The 13,993-nt window shown below is 35.2% G+C and carries 17 protein-coding genes and 1 pseudogene; 15 read left to right on the forward strand and 3 right to left on the reverse strand.

Features of this window, described 5'->3' with window-relative positions:
- Positions 1-49 precede the first annotated feature (49 nt).
- Positions 50-253 (forward strand): hypothetical protein, encoded by a 204-nt coding sequence (locus AOG54_RS04155; protein WP_048101951.1) that lies wholly within the window; start codon positions 50-52, stop codon positions 251-253.
- Between the two features lie 2 nt (positions 254-255).
- Here AOG54_RS04155 and AOG54_RS04160 read toward each other — a convergent pair whose 3' ends face one another.
- A complete protein-coding gene (locus tag AOG54_RS04160; RefSeq protein WP_048101950.1) occupies positions 256-1,002 on the reverse strand; it encodes a DUF929 family protein in 747 nt (248 codons plus the stop codon).
- A 236-nt stretch (positions 1,003-1,238) separates the two neighbouring features.
- On the opposite strand from AOG54_RS04160, the gene AOG54_RS04165 reads away from it, so the two are divergent.
- From AOG54_RS04165 to cyoE, 5 genes are read left to right on the forward strand one after another with little or no spacing between them, the layout of a single operon-like run.
- Positions 1,239-3,740, forward strand: coding sequence for a cytochrome c oxidase subunit I (locus tag AOG54_RS04165; protein WP_054964015.1), 2,502 nt, complete (start codon positions 1,239-1,241; stop codon positions 3,738-3,740).
- Between the two features lie 11 nt (positions 3,741-3,751).
- A complete protein-coding gene (locus AOG54_RS04170; RefSeq protein WP_048101948.1) occupies positions 3,752-3,991 on the forward strand; it encodes a hypothetical protein in 240 nt (79 codons plus the stop codon).
- Positions 3,988-4,602: a sulfocyanin gene (locus tag AOG54_RS04175; RefSeq protein ID WP_054964016.1), complete on the forward strand. Its 615-nt coding sequence runs from the start codon at positions 3,988-3,990 to the stop codon at positions 4,600-4,602. The genes AOG54_RS04170 and AOG54_RS04175 overlap by 4 nt, the downstream gene beginning before the upstream one ends.
- 10 nt (positions 4,603-4,612) lie before the next feature.
- Positions 4,613-5,434, forward strand: coding sequence for a cytochrome-c oxidase (locus AOG54_RS04180; RefSeq protein ID WP_048101946.1), 822 nt, complete (start codon positions 4,613-4,615; stop codon positions 5,432-5,434).
- Between the two features lie 50 nt (positions 5,435-5,484).
- On the forward strand, positions 5,485-6,348 hold the full coding sequence (gene cyoE / locus AOG54_RS04185; RefSeq protein WP_048101945.1) for a heme o synthase: 864 nt from the start codon (positions 5,485-5,487) through the stop codon (positions 6,346-6,348).
- Positions 6,349-7,087: 739 nt separating this feature from the next.
- On the opposite strand, the gene AOG54_RS04190 is transcribed toward cyoE, so the two are convergent.
- On the reverse strand, positions 7,088-7,588 hold the full coding sequence (locus tag AOG54_RS04190) for a hypothetical protein (RefSeq protein WP_048101943.1): 501 nt from the start codon (positions 7,586-7,588) through the stop codon (positions 7,088-7,090).
- Positions 7,589-7,688: 100 nt separating this feature from the next.
- On the opposite strand from AOG54_RS04190, the gene AOG54_RS04195 reads away from it, so the two are divergent.
- The gene (locus tag AOG54_RS04195) at positions 7,689-8,444 is read left to right on the forward strand and encodes an exodeoxyribonuclease III (protein WP_055032468.1); all 756 of its coding nucleotides are present in this window, start codon (positions 7,689-7,691) and stop codon (positions 8,442-8,444) included.
- Positions 8,445-8,490: 46 nt separating this feature from the next.
- Here the strand turns inward: AOG54_RS04195 and AOG54_RS04200 are convergent, their stop codons facing one another.
- On the reverse strand, positions 8,491-9,099 hold the full coding sequence (locus AOG54_RS04200; RefSeq protein WP_054964521.1) for a sulfite oxidase-like oxidoreductase: 609 nt from the start codon (positions 9,097-9,099) through the stop codon (positions 8,491-8,493).
- 140 nt (positions 9,100-9,239) lie between these two features.
- Here AOG54_RS04200 and AOG54_RS04205 point away from each other — a divergent pair, with 140 nt between their 5' ends.
- The 8 genes and pseudogenes from AOG54_RS04205 to AOG54_RS04240 form a co-directional block, all read left to right on the forward strand.
- A complete protein-coding gene (locus AOG54_RS04205; RefSeq protein WP_055032469.1) occupies positions 9,240-10,010 on the forward strand; it encodes a winged helix-turn-helix transcriptional regulator in 771 nt (256 codons plus the stop codon).
- Positions 10,011-10,060: 50 nt separating this feature from the next.
- A complete protein-coding gene (locus tag AOG54_RS04210) occupies positions 10,061-10,753 on the forward strand; it encodes a ribosome assembly factor SBDS (RefSeq protein ID WP_048101939.1) in 693 nt (230 codons plus the stop codon).
- Positions 10,754-10,837: 84 nt separating this feature from the next.
- The gene (gene rrp4 / locus AOG54_RS04215) at positions 10,838-11,515 is read left to right on the forward strand and encodes an exosome complex RNA-binding protein Rrp4 (protein WP_231563434.1); all 678 of its coding nucleotides are present in this window, start codon (positions 10,838-10,840) and stop codon (positions 11,513-11,515) included.
- Positions 11,505-12,239, forward strand: coding sequence for an exosome complex exonuclease Rrp41 (rrp41, locus tag AOG54_RS04220; RefSeq protein WP_048101937.1), 735 nt, complete (start codon positions 11,505-11,507; stop codon positions 12,237-12,239). The genes rrp4 and rrp41 overlap by 11 nt, the downstream gene beginning before the upstream one ends.
- A gap of 2 nt (positions 12,240-12,241) precedes the next feature.
- Positions 12,242-13,024 (forward strand): exosome complex protein Rrp42, encoded by a 783-nt coding sequence (rrp42, locus tag AOG54_RS04225; RefSeq protein ID WP_048101936.1) that lies wholly within the window; start codon positions 12,242-12,244, stop codon positions 13,022-13,024.
- 6 nt (positions 13,025-13,030) lie between these two features.
- Positions 13,031-13,288, forward strand: coding sequence for a 50S ribosomal protein L37ae (locus AOG54_RS04230; RefSeq protein WP_048101935.1), 258 nt, complete (start codon positions 13,031-13,033; stop codon positions 13,286-13,288).
- On the forward strand, positions 13,281-13,412 hold the full coding sequence (locus tag AOG54_RS04235; protein WP_048101934.1) for a DNA-directed RNA polymerase subunit P: 132 nt from the start codon (positions 13,281-13,283) through the stop codon (positions 13,410-13,412). Before AOG54_RS04230 ends, AOG54_RS04235 begins: the two co-directional genes overlap by 8 nt.
- A 29-nt stretch (positions 13,413-13,441) precedes the next feature.
- Positions 13,442-13,993: pseudogene (locus AOG54_RS04240) on the forward strand (THUMP domain-containing protein); the annotation flags it as partial.

Genomic DNA, 13,993 nt, shown 5'->3' on the forward strand with positions numbered 1-13,993 from the left:
ACAATAAATAATCATAAAATTTATATATAATTTAAAAATATTGTTAATTATGGTAGGATTAAAAATATTTAAAAAAAGTTCACAAAATGGTGTAAATGCCGGGAAAAATCTTAAAACTGTTCTTGGTGCATCATCTGTTATAGGAGGATTTTATGCATTAAGCTATGATGTGGATTACTTTCTACTGGCAGTTGGTATTGCATTTGTTGTTGCCCTTCTGGTACTGAAATTTAAAAATAAAAATAATGCATAAGTTTATTCTACCTTTTCAATATAATTTTTTAAACCAGCAACTGCCTGTGTTATTGTTGGGTCTTTAATATTCTGCATTACCTTTTCTGGAGTTTCATTACTAAGTGCACTTGGTGATATTAGTGCACCATTGAATATATATGCTCCTCCAGGTCCAGTTATAATGCTAACAGTGTTTATATGTGCTGGTATGCCATTACCTGCACTTAAATTGGCGCTTGTAGAATCTGTTCCAGATATGAGGACCTCAGTTGTGTATATTTTTATATCATTATATACATTTGATGGGACTTTTGCTTTAATTTCATTAAGTCCCTCATTTATTAGGTTTTGCCCTGTTAAATTTTCTTTATACAAATAAATTGGTATGAAGTGAATCATTCTTCCATTTAATGTGAAATTATATTCTGAGTTTGTAAATATTACACCTGGTGTATTATTATAAATATATGATGATGATGAGTTAACATATGTGTAATTCTTAGTACTACCAATAAGACTGTAATATGCCCATGAACTTGATGCTCCATTTGGGCTTCCGTTCCACGTGATAAAATAAACGTTTATTGAACCCCCGCCAACCAGATTTTTTGTGGAAATCTGGCAGTAATTGTCTATTTTAATATTTTCCTCTGTTGGATTGTAATGGAGATCAAAATCTATGGATAATGCTACAATGACTATTAAAAAAACAATGAAGAAAACAAGCATTTTTCTATTTATTTTAGGTTTATCGCCATCTGGTTCCATTGAAATTTAATTTAAAGATGTTATTTATACTTTGCTGAATATTGAGACTAAATATAACTATTAGAATATGTTTTTGAATATAATATTACGAAAAGAATTATTAAATTTAAAAAATCATATTATTTTGATATTTTCACATAGCATTTCATATTTTTTATTTGAATTATAAAAGAATATCTAATTACGTGAATATATTCTATAATTAATTTTATAATTAGATAAAAAATATACAACACATGGATAGCGCAAGCGAAGCAGAATATGAATATAACAACAAGATTTATAATTCTGTGAAAGGCTGGATTTTTACAACTAACCATAAACAGATTGGACTTTTATACATACTGACATCACTGGTTTTCTTTATTGGTGGCGGTGTGTTGGCCTTACTTATGAGACTTCAGCTGGCAATACCAAGATATGATCTTGTCAAGTACAGTCTCTTCTCAGGCCGTTTTCTTGATGCATTACAGTACAACCAGCTTGTCACAATACACGGATTAACAATGCTTATATGGTTCCTTGGACCACTTGGGACTGGTTTTGGTATTTATTTAATACCTCTGGCAATAGGTTCCAGGGATATGATATACCCCAGAATAAATGCACTTGGGTACTGGCTTTACCTTTTCAGCGGCATACTTCTATGGATCGGCTTTTTTATGCCAGGCGGTAACCTTGATACGGGATGGACAGTTTATCAGCCATTATCATCATTTAAATTCACCCCTTATCTGGGAGCTGATACTGCCGCAGCTGCAGTGGTGGTAAGAGGTCTTGGTACCATAATAGCATCAACAGAAATTATTGCAACTGTATTTAAGGCAAGGGCCAGAGGATTAAGAATGATGAATATGCCGCTATTTGTCTGGGCAGTATTCTGGGTGGCGGCCATATCCTGGTTTATATTCCCTGAAATAACAGCCCTGTTCTTTATACTTGTAGTTTCCAACGTTTTAGGTTTATCCGGATTTATATCCACCTATGGAGGAGCATTAATGTGGGAGAACCTGTTCTGGTACTTTGGGCACCCTGAGGTATATTTATTACTCTTACCCGGAACAGGGGCCATGTTTGATTATTTATCAAATCTTGGCCATAAAGCACCATATCTTAAAAAATGGATGATAGCAGCAATGGGAGCAATATCAGTTGATGGTGTAATGGTTTTCCTGCATCACACATTCATGACAGGTATAGTATTTGCATGGCTAATGGCCACAAGTATATTCACTGAATCAATATCCATACCAACAGGAATGATGATAGTTGGAATTATAGCAACATTACTGGGTGCAAAACACAAGTTCCAGACTCCTGTATTATTTGCCCTTGCCGCATCAACATCATTTATGATTGGTGGGGTTACAGGGGTTACCCAATCATCATTAGCCATTGATACAATAGTCCATGGTGATTATTATGTGGTGGCCCATTTCCACTATTTCATGGTTGGTGTTGCTGTTATGGCCCTTATGGGCAATCTTTACTATTACTTCCCAAAATTCACAGGAAGAATGTACAGCGAAAAGCTGGGCAGGCTTCATTGGGCGTTTGCATATCCCGGTGTCAATATCCTCTACTTCCCAATGTTCTTCCTTTATGATCTGCCAAGAAGGGTATATACATATCAGTCTGGGTTTGGATATACCATATTTAATGAGATATCAACAATAGGGGCATTCATATTTGGGCTATCATTCCTTATAATGTTTGCCAACTTTGCATGGTCACTTAAATATGGAAAAAGGGTTACAGAAAATAACCCATATAAGGCCACGGCTGGATTCGTCTGGTTTACCACAACACCTCCAAAATATTATAACTTTGATTATGAGCCATATGTTGGTGGCGCAGATAACAGGGATCTTTTATTGGATGAAACAAAACCAATAAAACCAAGTAAGGTTGAGTTATCCTCAAGACCCATGCTTATTGCAGGTGGTGTGACACTTGCCTTCTTTGGAACAGTTGTTGCATTAATGGGCTATAAGCCATACGCATTTGGATCCTATTTCGCATACATAGGCTTTGCAATAGTGGCAGTTGCTTTAGGCTTATTTGCATGGGGAGGTATTGGCTGGATGTACGATGACTACAAACTAAGGTCTCCAAACGTACCGCCTATGTATAAGAAAGACCCTGTTACAAAGGGATTCAACAACATGAGGCTTGGAATGCTTATATTCCTTGCAGGAGATATGATATGGATGGCAACATTCTATGGAACCGTGGAATGGTTAAAACTGCAGACCATCTCACCATATGTTGAGGGAAACGATCCCACAACCTTCTTCTTCCCTGCCATGGCAACAGTATATAATGTAATATCAATAATAACAATAGGCATAGCAGCTTTATTCGCATACTTCGCACTCCGTGGTGCAATAAATAAAAAGGCATCAGCATCATCAACTTATATGACAATTGGGGTAATATTTGCAATAATATACCTTATCACAGCAATAATTTCACTTGAAACAATGAATGCAAACAGCGTGCTGGCACTTGCAGCCACCGGAACAAATCCGGTTACATCAATGTTCTGGTTAATATCATTAATGGACGTAACATTCTCATTAGGTGTTATAGCCGTTATGATAAAGTATATCATAAGTGTCAGCAAGAGTAAAAAATTCCTTTGGGGAAGGGTGGCTACAAGCGCAGATATACTAATGTGGTTTGTGGCATTTGTATTCCTTACAAGTGTATTCACAACCATAGCGTTTATAGCATGAGGTGATATAAAATGACTGAAAATATAAAAAATGATAATATATTAGGGCAAAAGGCTGAAAATGTTACTGCTGAAAAACATACATATTCAAATGAAATCTCGGATGAGGAACTGCATCTGTCCGATGATGACTTTGATTGGAAGGAGTACAGCATATGGAAGAATCCATATGCCTTGGTTGTTATAATAATAGCCATATGGTTTTCACTATGGCTATTTATTAATGTGTTCATGGGCAGGTGGTTTTCATGAAGCCAATACAAAAGGCAGCTGTGGCCGCACTTATTGTGGCCATTATATTAATTGCTGCTATGGGTATAACCGCATTTGCATACCACCCAATGAATACAGTGATGTCAGATCAGGGCCCTGTAAACCATAAAGATTTACCATACTATAATACAACGGTAAATGGTAAAAAAGTTGAGGTGGTCAATCTCTCACTGGCTGCATGGGGGCAGGGTAATGGTTATCCTGATGCATATCCATACAACTTTAACGGTACATCCTATGGTGCAATGACCATATACTTACCAGCAAATGCTGATATACATGCTAAAATGACCAATTATGAGGTTAAACCGCATACATTAAAGATTGAACTTCCGTATCCGTCACAGTGGAAGAGAGGACCTATATGGGCCCATACATCCGCCCATGTGAAGAAGGTCATTAACAGTACTGGTACAATACTCCCAATTTGGTATGGAAATGTTGCACATTCCAAATCAATATGGTGGAATGATACACAGGCCGGTAATTACTGGATAGTGTGTGGATTAACCACCCATGCAGAGGCAGGAATGTATGTATATGTGATAGTTAGTTCAAATGTTACTGTACCATACTATACAATAAAATGAGGTGTGAAAAATGTTTAATATACTAAATATATTGCCAAACGCATACCAGCTCATTCCCAAAGGATCAATTACCGGGGCAGAAATAACATCAATATATCTTGCTTATATAATCCCCGGCATAGTTATAGGTGCAGGATTCGCCTTCTGGTATATCTATGTGTTCCTTAAGAGCTGGAAAAGGCATGAGGAATTTGACGAAAATGCCCCTTATAACCCTGATGAGGATATGAGACCTGGAAGAATAGAAAACATAGAACGTGGGAATAAAACAATATTTAAGGTCTTCGTTCTCTTTGTGGTGATTGTTTTAATATCACTGCTGGTATATGACTTACCACCTGCATACGGTATAAGGGTTGCCGGGGCTGCACCAAGTGCTCCAACCGATAATCATCATTACCTTGATATAGACGTTGTGGGTTATCAGTGGCAGTGGATATTCATATATCCAAATGGTTCATCCACAAGGCACTTTGCTGTACTGCCTGCTAACACACCAATTCAATTTAATGTGACCAGCGTTGATGTCATGCACTCGTTCTATCTAATAAATGTAACAAAGGTTGATGCCTTCCCTGGGCATTATAACTACATATGGACAAATATTACAACACCAGGCCTTTATCATTTCGAGTGCGTTGAGTTATGTGGTCTTGGGCATGCTCATATGAGGGGACCTGCATTTGTATTACCATACAGCCAGTGGAAAACGTGGGAGAGCCAGCAGAAACCTGGTGAAATGAATGAAACATTTGTATACAATGGCGTAACATACTCATACGGGCCAACACTATATGGTGCAACTCCAACACCACCATCTGCTGGAGATTAAATTATTTTTTTATTTTATTTTTAACGGTTATGTGTATCAGGTGATTAAAAATGTCTAAACTGAAAAACTTTATGAAAATTACCAAGCTTGAAATTACGATGCTTATAGACATGGTTGCAATAGCAGCATTTCTGGCAGTACCTGGTGGTAATAAATATCCATTTCTATTATTAATACTGGTAATAAGTGGGACACTTGCCTCTATGTCTGCAAGTTTGTTCAATAATATTTATGATATAGATATAGATATAAAAATGAAAAGAACGAGATCGCGCTCAAAGATAGTAAATGAAAATACACGCAATAGAATGATATTCTTTGCATCCATTATGATTGTTATATCCCTGGTGCTTTCATATTTTCTTCTTAATTTCCTAACAATGATCTTTATATTTGGTGGTTTTCTTAGCTATGTCGTGCTTTACACCATAGTCCTAAAAAGACGCACCTCATGGAATATAGTAATTGGTGGTATAGCAGGAAGCTTTCCAGCACTTGCCGGCTGGGCATCCTTAACAGACTCTGTATCAATAACATCCCTATTCATAGCGTTTCTCGTATTTATGTGGACTCCCACACACTTCTGGAATCTATCTGTAAATAACATAGATGATTATAAAGAAAACAACATACCAATGTTGCCCGCCAGAGTAGGAATTAAAAAAACCGCATTTTGGATAATGATTAATACCATTATTCTGATCACCTATTCTCTTATACCCTTCTTTATCAGTTACATACATGTTGGTTATCTGTACTTCCCCATGGCAGTAATAATGGATGTTATACTCCTTGCCTATGTAATCAGGCCCTTCATGAGAAATTATGACAGAAAATACTTTAGAAGCGCCTTTGGTTTTTCCAATATGTATATGCTAATATTATTGATAGTTATAATGATTCCATTCATATAAAAATAAATATTTATTTTTTTAATCTTATAACATGTTTAATTTATGATATAATAAATTTTTTAAATCATATATCTGTATTGTTTATTGAGGTATAACATCTTAACTGTGGTCTTGATTCATTTAAATAAGCTACATCTTTTATGGGTTATGAAATATTTTAAATGTTAATTTTTCATTGAATATTTGTCAATTTTGTAATTTCAGAAATTCATCAACATTGTAGAATTCCCAATCTTATTTCTGGTATATTAATTTGTAGAATTATATCTTATCTGACTGAAATTAACTCTATGTAAATACCCTCTAACTTCATGAATAATGGAATAAACTACAATCAATATATGCTGGGAAGATGTTAATAGGTTACATTGTAATTTATATATTATAATATTTGATAGCTGGAAATCAAATGATAAAAGCAAAAATATACGAAAACAGACATTATATTCAATTAAAGCTAAAAAACTTGTGTATGCTTCATCCAGAGCCTTGTCTTAATATCAAAATGCATTATTTTTTAACACAGATTTGGCGACATCCTCACAAAGTTAAAGTATATGGATTCCCGATACCATTGAAAAGCTTGCCCCATCATGTATGAAACATCGCTACACTGGCATAAATTCGGTACAGTCCGTGCCTACCTTTTTTATGTAATTTAATATACCATAAAACTTTACGCCTTCATCTACTCCATCAGGAAAGGAGACTTCACGCTTTAAAGTTAAATTTAAAAAAATTAATTAATATGTCTTCTGGTCCATAAAGGAGAATCTATCAGGGCCCCAGCAGCAATTGTTAAAACACCTATAATAATGCCAACTGTACTGGCATATCCCAAATATGCAATATCTATTAAATAGGAATATGAACCAAATGTGTATGTTGTAAAAACTTTTCCACCTGTAATTTCTATAAATATGTAATTGCCTGAAGGTATTTTAGAATATTCTTTTATTATTCCAAAACTGGTGGTGCTTCCAATTTTAAATTCATTCAGTGTTGTTATATTTGTTACCTTGCCAGCATCAGATGCAGGTATAAGCCCCGAGTTTGACGTTGGATTTTTTACTGTGAGAATATCAGAAGATTTAAAGCTTATCTCCTTAGATTCATAAATTCCATTTCCCAATGATTTCAGGGTATATGTTGTGTTATTTTTATCATGAATATCCACGCCATACATGGCGAGACTAATGATCAGTATAATAAGGCCTATTATTAATATGCTTTTTTTCATTATAAGTTTATATCTAATATTTATTAAGGTATTATCATAGATTATTTTCTATATATTACTCTAAAAAATAAACTTTTATATGTATATTGCTTAAACTATCATGAAAATTTTATCATGGAATGTGAATGGCCTAAGGGCTGCTGTGAAAAATGGTATAATAGATTTTTTAAAAAAGGAAAATACCGATATAATACTTTTTCAGGAAACAAAGGTGGATAATATGTCTGTTCCTGAGGAGATATATCATCTTGATTATAAGGTATATATTAACCCTGCACAGAAAAAGGGATACAGCGGTACCATGGCTTTGACCAAAACTGAACCATTAGACTATGTGGCAGGAATCGGAAATAAGGATTTTGACTCAGAGGGTCGGGTTCAAACATTTAATTTCGATGATTATTATCTAATAAATTCATACTTTCCAAACTCCCAGCACGGTCTTACCAGACTTGATTATAAGATTGAATTCGATCATGAAATTCTAAAATACTGTGATGATTTAAAATCAAAAAAGGGGGTTATAATCACTGGTGATTTTAATGTAGCGCATGAGGAGATAGATATAGCCCGACCTAAAGACAACCAAAATAATGCTGGATTTACGCAGCAGGAAAGGGATTTTATGACGGAATTTCTTAATCATGGATATATAGATACATACAGATATTTTCATAAGGAGCCAAATCATTACTCATGGTGGTCGTATAGATTTAATGCAAGAGAAAAAAATATAGGATGGAGAATAGACTATTTTGTTGTCTCAAAAGATTTTATAAAAAATGTTAATGACTCACTAATACTGGAAAATGTTATGGGGTCAGACCATGCACCAATAGAGTTAATTTTAAAGTAATAATCTGCAATTGCACCGTAAAATTAACCTAAAATTAATAAAATTTTTATCTGTCTATCTTTGATTTCCTTTTTATTTTTCTCCACGCAAATCCCTTAAATCTCTCCTCATCTTCTATTTTACCACGTTCATGATAACCATATGACTCCCAGTATCCATCCTCATAATCCCTCATTATTTTTATCTCTGTAAGCCATTTGGCACTCTTCCATCCATATAATGAGGGTATAAACGGTCTTGCTGGAAATCCATGCTCGATGGCCAGAGGCTTATCATTCATTTTTAAAGCTATTATGCTTTTTTCATCTATTGCATCGTCATAAGGCACAGGGGTATCATAGCCATCGGCACATATAAACATGACCCATTCAGCATCCTCCTCAGGTTCTGATTTTAATATAAGGTCTCTTAGGGACGGTCCTGTCCATTTAACATCTTTTACAGACCATTTTGTAACACAATTAAAATCAGATATGTATTCTATGTTTTTCATGGAATTAAGTTCATTATATGTATATTCCATGGGTTTTTTAACAATACCATCTATCCTGAGCTTCCATAAATTTTCATTTATAACTGGCCCTCCAAGCGCGTCATATAGTATGAAATTATTTACATAATGCTGGCCGGGATTTTTTATCTCAATTTTCTCCATGATATACCTATTTATTATGGATATAAAAGTGTTTATTAAAAGTATTTTTATAATACATGTATAAATAGAACCTTTATAATTTAATTTACTCTATCATTATTTCGCCAAAAATTTTAAATTAAAAACGGATACCGGTTAAAATGGATGAAATAGACAAAAGGATACTGACAAGCCTTCTGGGAGATGGCAGATCTACATTGAGGCAAATTTCAAAAAATCTTGGGATTTCCCCGCAATCCTTACAGTACAGGTTAAATAAGTTTCAGGCCAATAACATTATAAAAAAATTTGCCCTTTATGTTGATAAGAGGATATATAATATAAAAAGTGGATTTGCTGCATTCTCTGGTTTAAATATAATAGAAACAGGCATATTTGCCAAAATACTGTGTCTGGAAGAAATATCACTTTACGGCTTTCAGGGAAAAACACTGGATGAATTAAGAGCCAGTATAGATGCTGCATCAGAAAAAATTGGCCCTAAGGCAATGGAATACATTCCAGAGCAGAACATAAACATCACAGTTTCAGGCAATGAACTGGCAATTATAGAATCTCTCAAAAGCAATCCAAGGATCTCATATAACGATCTTGCCTCACAGCTAGCTCTGCCTGCCAAAAGGATTAAAAAGTATATTGAAAATTTAATTAAGAAATCAATAATTTCTGTTATACCTGTTATTGACATTTCTAAAACTGATATAACTGTTTTCGCAATTTTTTCAGAAAATTTTGATCTTATTGAACCTTTATTAAAAAATAATATCTTCTTTACATTTAAGGGCAGATCAGCAGGTCTTGCCATATGTTTTGCCGATAACCTTTTGTATGCAAAGAAAATAATAAATATGGCAAGATCTCATGAAAAAAATGCCTCTGTGATGGTAATATATGATTATGACTTTTTTTAATTAAAATGGAACAATCTATAATTATTTATTTATAGATATAATTAAGTTTTATGGTCAGTATAGATGATGCAGTTATAGCAAGATTTGAATCTCACGGTTATAAATTTGAAATTCTTGTCGATCCAGATGCTGCTGGAAAAATTAGGTCAGGGAAAATAGACATAGAAAATGACCTTGCAATACCAGAGGTTTTTAAGGATGCAAAAAAGGGTGATAGGTCAAATGAAGAAATTTTAAAGGAAGTTTTTAAGACCACAGATATAGGTCAGATAGCAATAGAAATAGTAAGGCGAGGCCAGATACAGCTTACAACAGAGCAGAGAAAGGAAATGCTTGAAAGGAAGAAAAAACAGGTTATCAATGAAATTGTTCGTGAGGCCATAAATCCACAAACAAATACACCAATACCTGCAATAAGAATTGAGGAGGCAATGGAAGAGGCAAAGGTTAGAATAGATCCATTTAAAAGCGTCGAGGAGCAGGTCCAGACAGTTTTAAAGGCCATAAGGGTTTTAATACCAATAAGAATAGAAAAGGTTAGACTTGGTATAAAACTGGCCGGTGATGCATATGGAAAACTCTATGGGGATATATCAAAATTTGGTAACATATTAAAGGAGGAATGGTCAAATGCCGGGGAATACATGTGCATCATTGAAATCTCAGCAGGTCTTCAGGGGGATTTAATGGATCTTATCAATAAGAAGGCACATGGTGAGGCGGAGGTAAAACTTTTAAAATGATTTATAAATTTATTGGAAATAAAAAATGTTTTATATAGCAATTTATAATTTAATATAAAAATAAATATTGAGCTGAATGTAAGGGTGAAATGTTTGGAAACTAAAGAAATCGTATATCCTGGTGATAAAATTGAGCTAAATGATTTAAAGCCCAGAAATGGACTTTATGAATCTAATTCTGAATATTTTTCAGAATATTTTGGAGTGATACAGCGCGGGGATAAATTTGTCGACATAGCACCATTTAATAGCCCGTATCTTCCAAGGGTTAATGATAAGATAATAGGTAAAATAATGGATATTGGGCCAACCATGTGGACTGTTGATATAAATTCTCCGTATTATTCGCTACTGCATATAAACGATACCCCATGGCACGTAAATGCCGGAGACCTTGAAAGATACCTGAATGTTGGTGATTTTATTTATGCCAAGATATCGCAGTCAAATGAAATCAGGGAAAGCTGGGTAAGCATGAAGGAACCTGGCATGAAAAAACTTGAAACGGGCCAGATTATTGCGGTTAAACCCCCAAAGGTACCGCGTGTAATTGGTAAGGGAGGAAACATGATCAATCTTATAAAAAATGAAACAAACACAAAAATAATAGTTGGCCAGAATGGTTTTATATGGATAGATGGAGATATAGAAAACGTTAATATGGCAATAAATGCCATAAAAATAGTTGAAAAGGAAGCACATACAATTGGCTTAACAGACAGAATGGCAGAATATTTTAAAAAGTTAAAGGGTGAAAATTAAAATGGAAGGCAATATTAAGCTTATTAACGATGATGGTCTGAGACTTGATGGTAGGGCTTTTAATGAAATGCGCCCGATTAAAATTCAAACCGGTGTTATAGAAAAGGCTGATGGGTCAGCATTTATTGAGTGGGGTGCAAATAAGATTATAGTGGCAGTATATGTTAGGGAGGCCTATCCAAAGCATACCCAGAATATGGACAGGGCAATAGTCAAGGCACGGTACAATATGGCCGGATTTAGTGTTGAGGAGAGAAAAAGGCCTGGCCCGGATAGAAGAACAATGGAAATATCCAAGGTTGTTTCAGAGGCACTTTCATCAGCAATAATACTTGAAAAACTCCCAAGAGTTGAAATTGATGTTTTTATCGAGGTTCTTGAGGCTGATGCAGGCACAAGAATAGCAAGTTTGACAGCATCATCTGTTGCTGTTGCCGATGCTGGAGTTCCAATGAGGGATCTCGTTGTTGGCTGCACTGCCGGGAAGGCTGATGGCAGGGTTGTTCTTGACCTTTCAAAGGACGAGGATAACTACGGTCAGGCTGATATACCAATGGCAATTCTCCCAAGAACAGGCAAGGTTGTTTTACTTCAGATAGACGGTGATGTGTCTGAGGAGGAATTTGATCAGGCGACATCAATGATGATGAATGCCATGAAGGATATATCAAAGATTCAGCGTGATGCCCTGATGAGCAAGTATTCAATAGAGGATGGTGAGTAAAAATGCCCATGGATTCAAATGCGGTAATTTCTGAAATTAAAAAAGGTTTCATACTGGATAGCATAAAAAAGGGTAAAAGAATAGATGGCAGATCCTTAACAGACTTTAGGGAAATAAAAATTACAGAGAATTTTATTCCAAAGGCCTGTGGTTCAGCCATGGTGGAACTTGGTAAAACAAAGGTTGTTGCGGGAATAAAAATAGAGGAAGGCACCCCATTTCCGGACTCTCCTGAAAGTGGTGTAATGGCCCTCAACATAGAGCTACTCCCAATGGCATTTCCAACATTTGAGTCTGGCCCTCCAAGTGAGCAGGCAATAGAATATTCAAGGGTTGTTGATCGTGGTATAAGGGAGAGCAACGTTATTGACACATCCAAGCTCGTAATAGAACCCGGTGAAAAGGTATGGATGGTATATATTGATATAGATGTTCTCAATTACGATGGAAATATTATTGATGCATGCACGCTTGCTGCGGTATCCGCTTTAAAAAACGCCATTGTGCCAGCATCAAAATATGGCGGTGAGGACTTTAAACTTCCTGTAAATGCACTGCCCGTATCTGTAACCATGGCAAAAATTGGAGATGAACTTGTATGCGACCCAGATCTTGAGGAGGAACAGGTTTCTAATGGCAGAATAACTGTAACAATGGCAGAGGACAATCATATACACGCCATGCAAAAGGGTGATGTTGGAGAATTCTCACTTGATGAAATTAGGAAAGCTATAAAAACATCAAGTGATATAGGTAGTAAGATTAGGGAGAAATATTTAAGGTGATTATAAATGACAAAACACACAGTAAAGGTTGGGGCCTCAGGCAGATTTGGGCCAAGGTACGGTGTTACAATAAGAAAGGAATGGAATAAGGTTTATAAACAAAAAACAAGCTATTACACATGCCCATCCTGCAAGCAAAACAAGGTTAAGAGGGTTGCAAATGGTATATGGGAATGCAGGCACTGTGGTTATAAATTTGCTGGTGGGTCATACACACCAGAATACAGCAGTGAAGTAATAAAGGAGATAAATAGCCATGTATAAATGTGTTAGATGCGGAAGACCGCTTGAAAAATCTTTCGGGACCGCCGATATAGAATGTGAATGCGGTTCAAGGGTGTTTATAAAGGATAGGCCAAACACTGAAAAGATTGTTAAGGCCAGATAAATTTTTAATATATTTTTTTAAGTATTTTTATGAATCTTGAAGAATTATTTAGTTTTAATCTTTGCACAAGATGCACTGGCAGGATATTCGCAGGCATTGGAACAGGGTTAACCAATAAAGAGAGGGGCGAAAGTCTTTTATTTGCCTATAATGCACTTATCGGAAGCATGCAGGAAAAAACATCCTGCTACATATGCAATGGCATATTTGATCAGTTTGATAAATATCTAAAAATAGTTTTGGATAGGCTTTCTGGATATGAATACAATTCTTTTTTAGTGGGGTCAAAATTTGATCCGGAAATTTTGGAAAGAGAAAATCAAATTCAAGAAAAATTTGGTAAAAAGGGCGAAAGTATTAAGAAGGAATTTAACAGGGAATTCGGTAAATATATGGAAAATATTACAGGAAAAACCTATTCAAAGGACCCGGATATCATAATAAACATTAACACCATTTATGATTATGTGGAAATAAATGTTAAATCATTGTATATTTATGGTGTTTATACAAAGATGAGACGCGATCTTCCACAGACCAGATGGATTCATGGTTCCGGTGATTCTATAGAATCTATAATA

This window comes from Acidiplasma aeolicum (genome assembly GCF_001402945.1).
Taxonomy (GTDB): Archaea; Thermoplasmatota; Thermoplasmata; order Thermoplasmatales; family Thermoplasmataceae; genus Acidiplasma; species Acidiplasma aeolicum.

What these genes read in the sequence shown, in the direction of transcription:
- AOG54_RS04195 (WP_055032468.1), top strand. Translation starts at nt 7,689, where the DNA reads ATGAAAATTTTATCATGGAATGTGAATGGCCTAAGGGCTGCTGTGAAA.
- AOG54_RS04205 (WP_055032469.1), top strand. Translation starts at nt 9,240, where the DNA reads ATGGATGAAATAGACAAAAGGATACTGACAAGCCTTCTGGGAGATGGC.
- cyoE (WP_048101945.1), top strand. Translation starts at nt 5,485, where the DNA reads ATGTCTAAACTGAAAAACTTTATGAAAATTACCAAGCTTGAAATTACG.
- rrp42 (WP_048101936.1), top strand. Translation starts at nt 12,242, where the DNA reads ATGCCCATGGATTCAAATGCGGTAATTTCTGAAATTAAAAAAGGTTTC.
- AOG54_RS04210 (WP_048101939.1), top strand. Translation starts at nt 10,061, where the DNA reads ATGGTCAGTATAGATGATGCAGTTATAGCAAGATTTGAATCTCACGGT.
- AOG54_RS04180 (WP_048101946.1), top strand. Translation starts at nt 4,613, where the DNA reads ATGTTTAATATACTAAATATATTGCCAAACGCATACCAGCTCATTCCC.
- AOG54_RS04235 (WP_048101934.1), top strand. Translation starts at nt 13,281, where the DNA reads ATGTATAAATGTGTTAGATGCGGAAGACCGCTTGAAAAATCTTTCGGG.
- AOG54_RS04155 (WP_048101951.1), top strand. Translation starts at nt 50, where the DNA reads ATGGTAGGATTAAAAATATTTAAAAAAAGTTCACAAAATGGTGTAAAT.
- AOG54_RS04190 (WP_048101943.1), bottom strand. Translation starts at nt 7,588, where the DNA reads ATGAAAAAAAGCATATTAATAATAGGCCTTATTATACTGATCATTAGT.
- AOG54_RS04175 (WP_054964016.1), top strand. Translation starts at nt 3,988, where the DNA reads ATGAAGCCAATACAAAAGGCAGCTGTGGCCGCACTTATTGTGGCCATT.
- AOG54_RS04230 (WP_048101935.1), top strand. Translation starts at nt 13,031, where the DNA reads ATGACAAAACACACAGTAAAGGTTGGGGCCTCAGGCAGATTTGGGCCA.
- AOG54_RS04170 (WP_048101948.1), top strand. Translation starts at nt 3,752, where the DNA reads ATGACTGAAAATATAAAAAATGATAATATATTAGGGCAAAAGGCTGAA.
- AOG54_RS04165 (WP_054964015.1), top strand. Translation starts at nt 1,239, where the DNA reads ATGGATAGCGCAAGCGAAGCAGAATATGAATATAACAACAAGATTTAT.
- AOG54_RS04200 (WP_054964521.1), bottom strand. Translation starts at nt 9,099, where the DNA reads ATGGAGAAAATTGAGATAAAAAATCCCGGCCAGCATTATGTAAATAAT.
- AOG54_RS04160 (WP_048101950.1), bottom strand. Translation starts at nt 1,002, where the DNA reads ATGGAACCAGATGGCGATAAACCTAAAATAAATAGAAAAATGCTTGTT.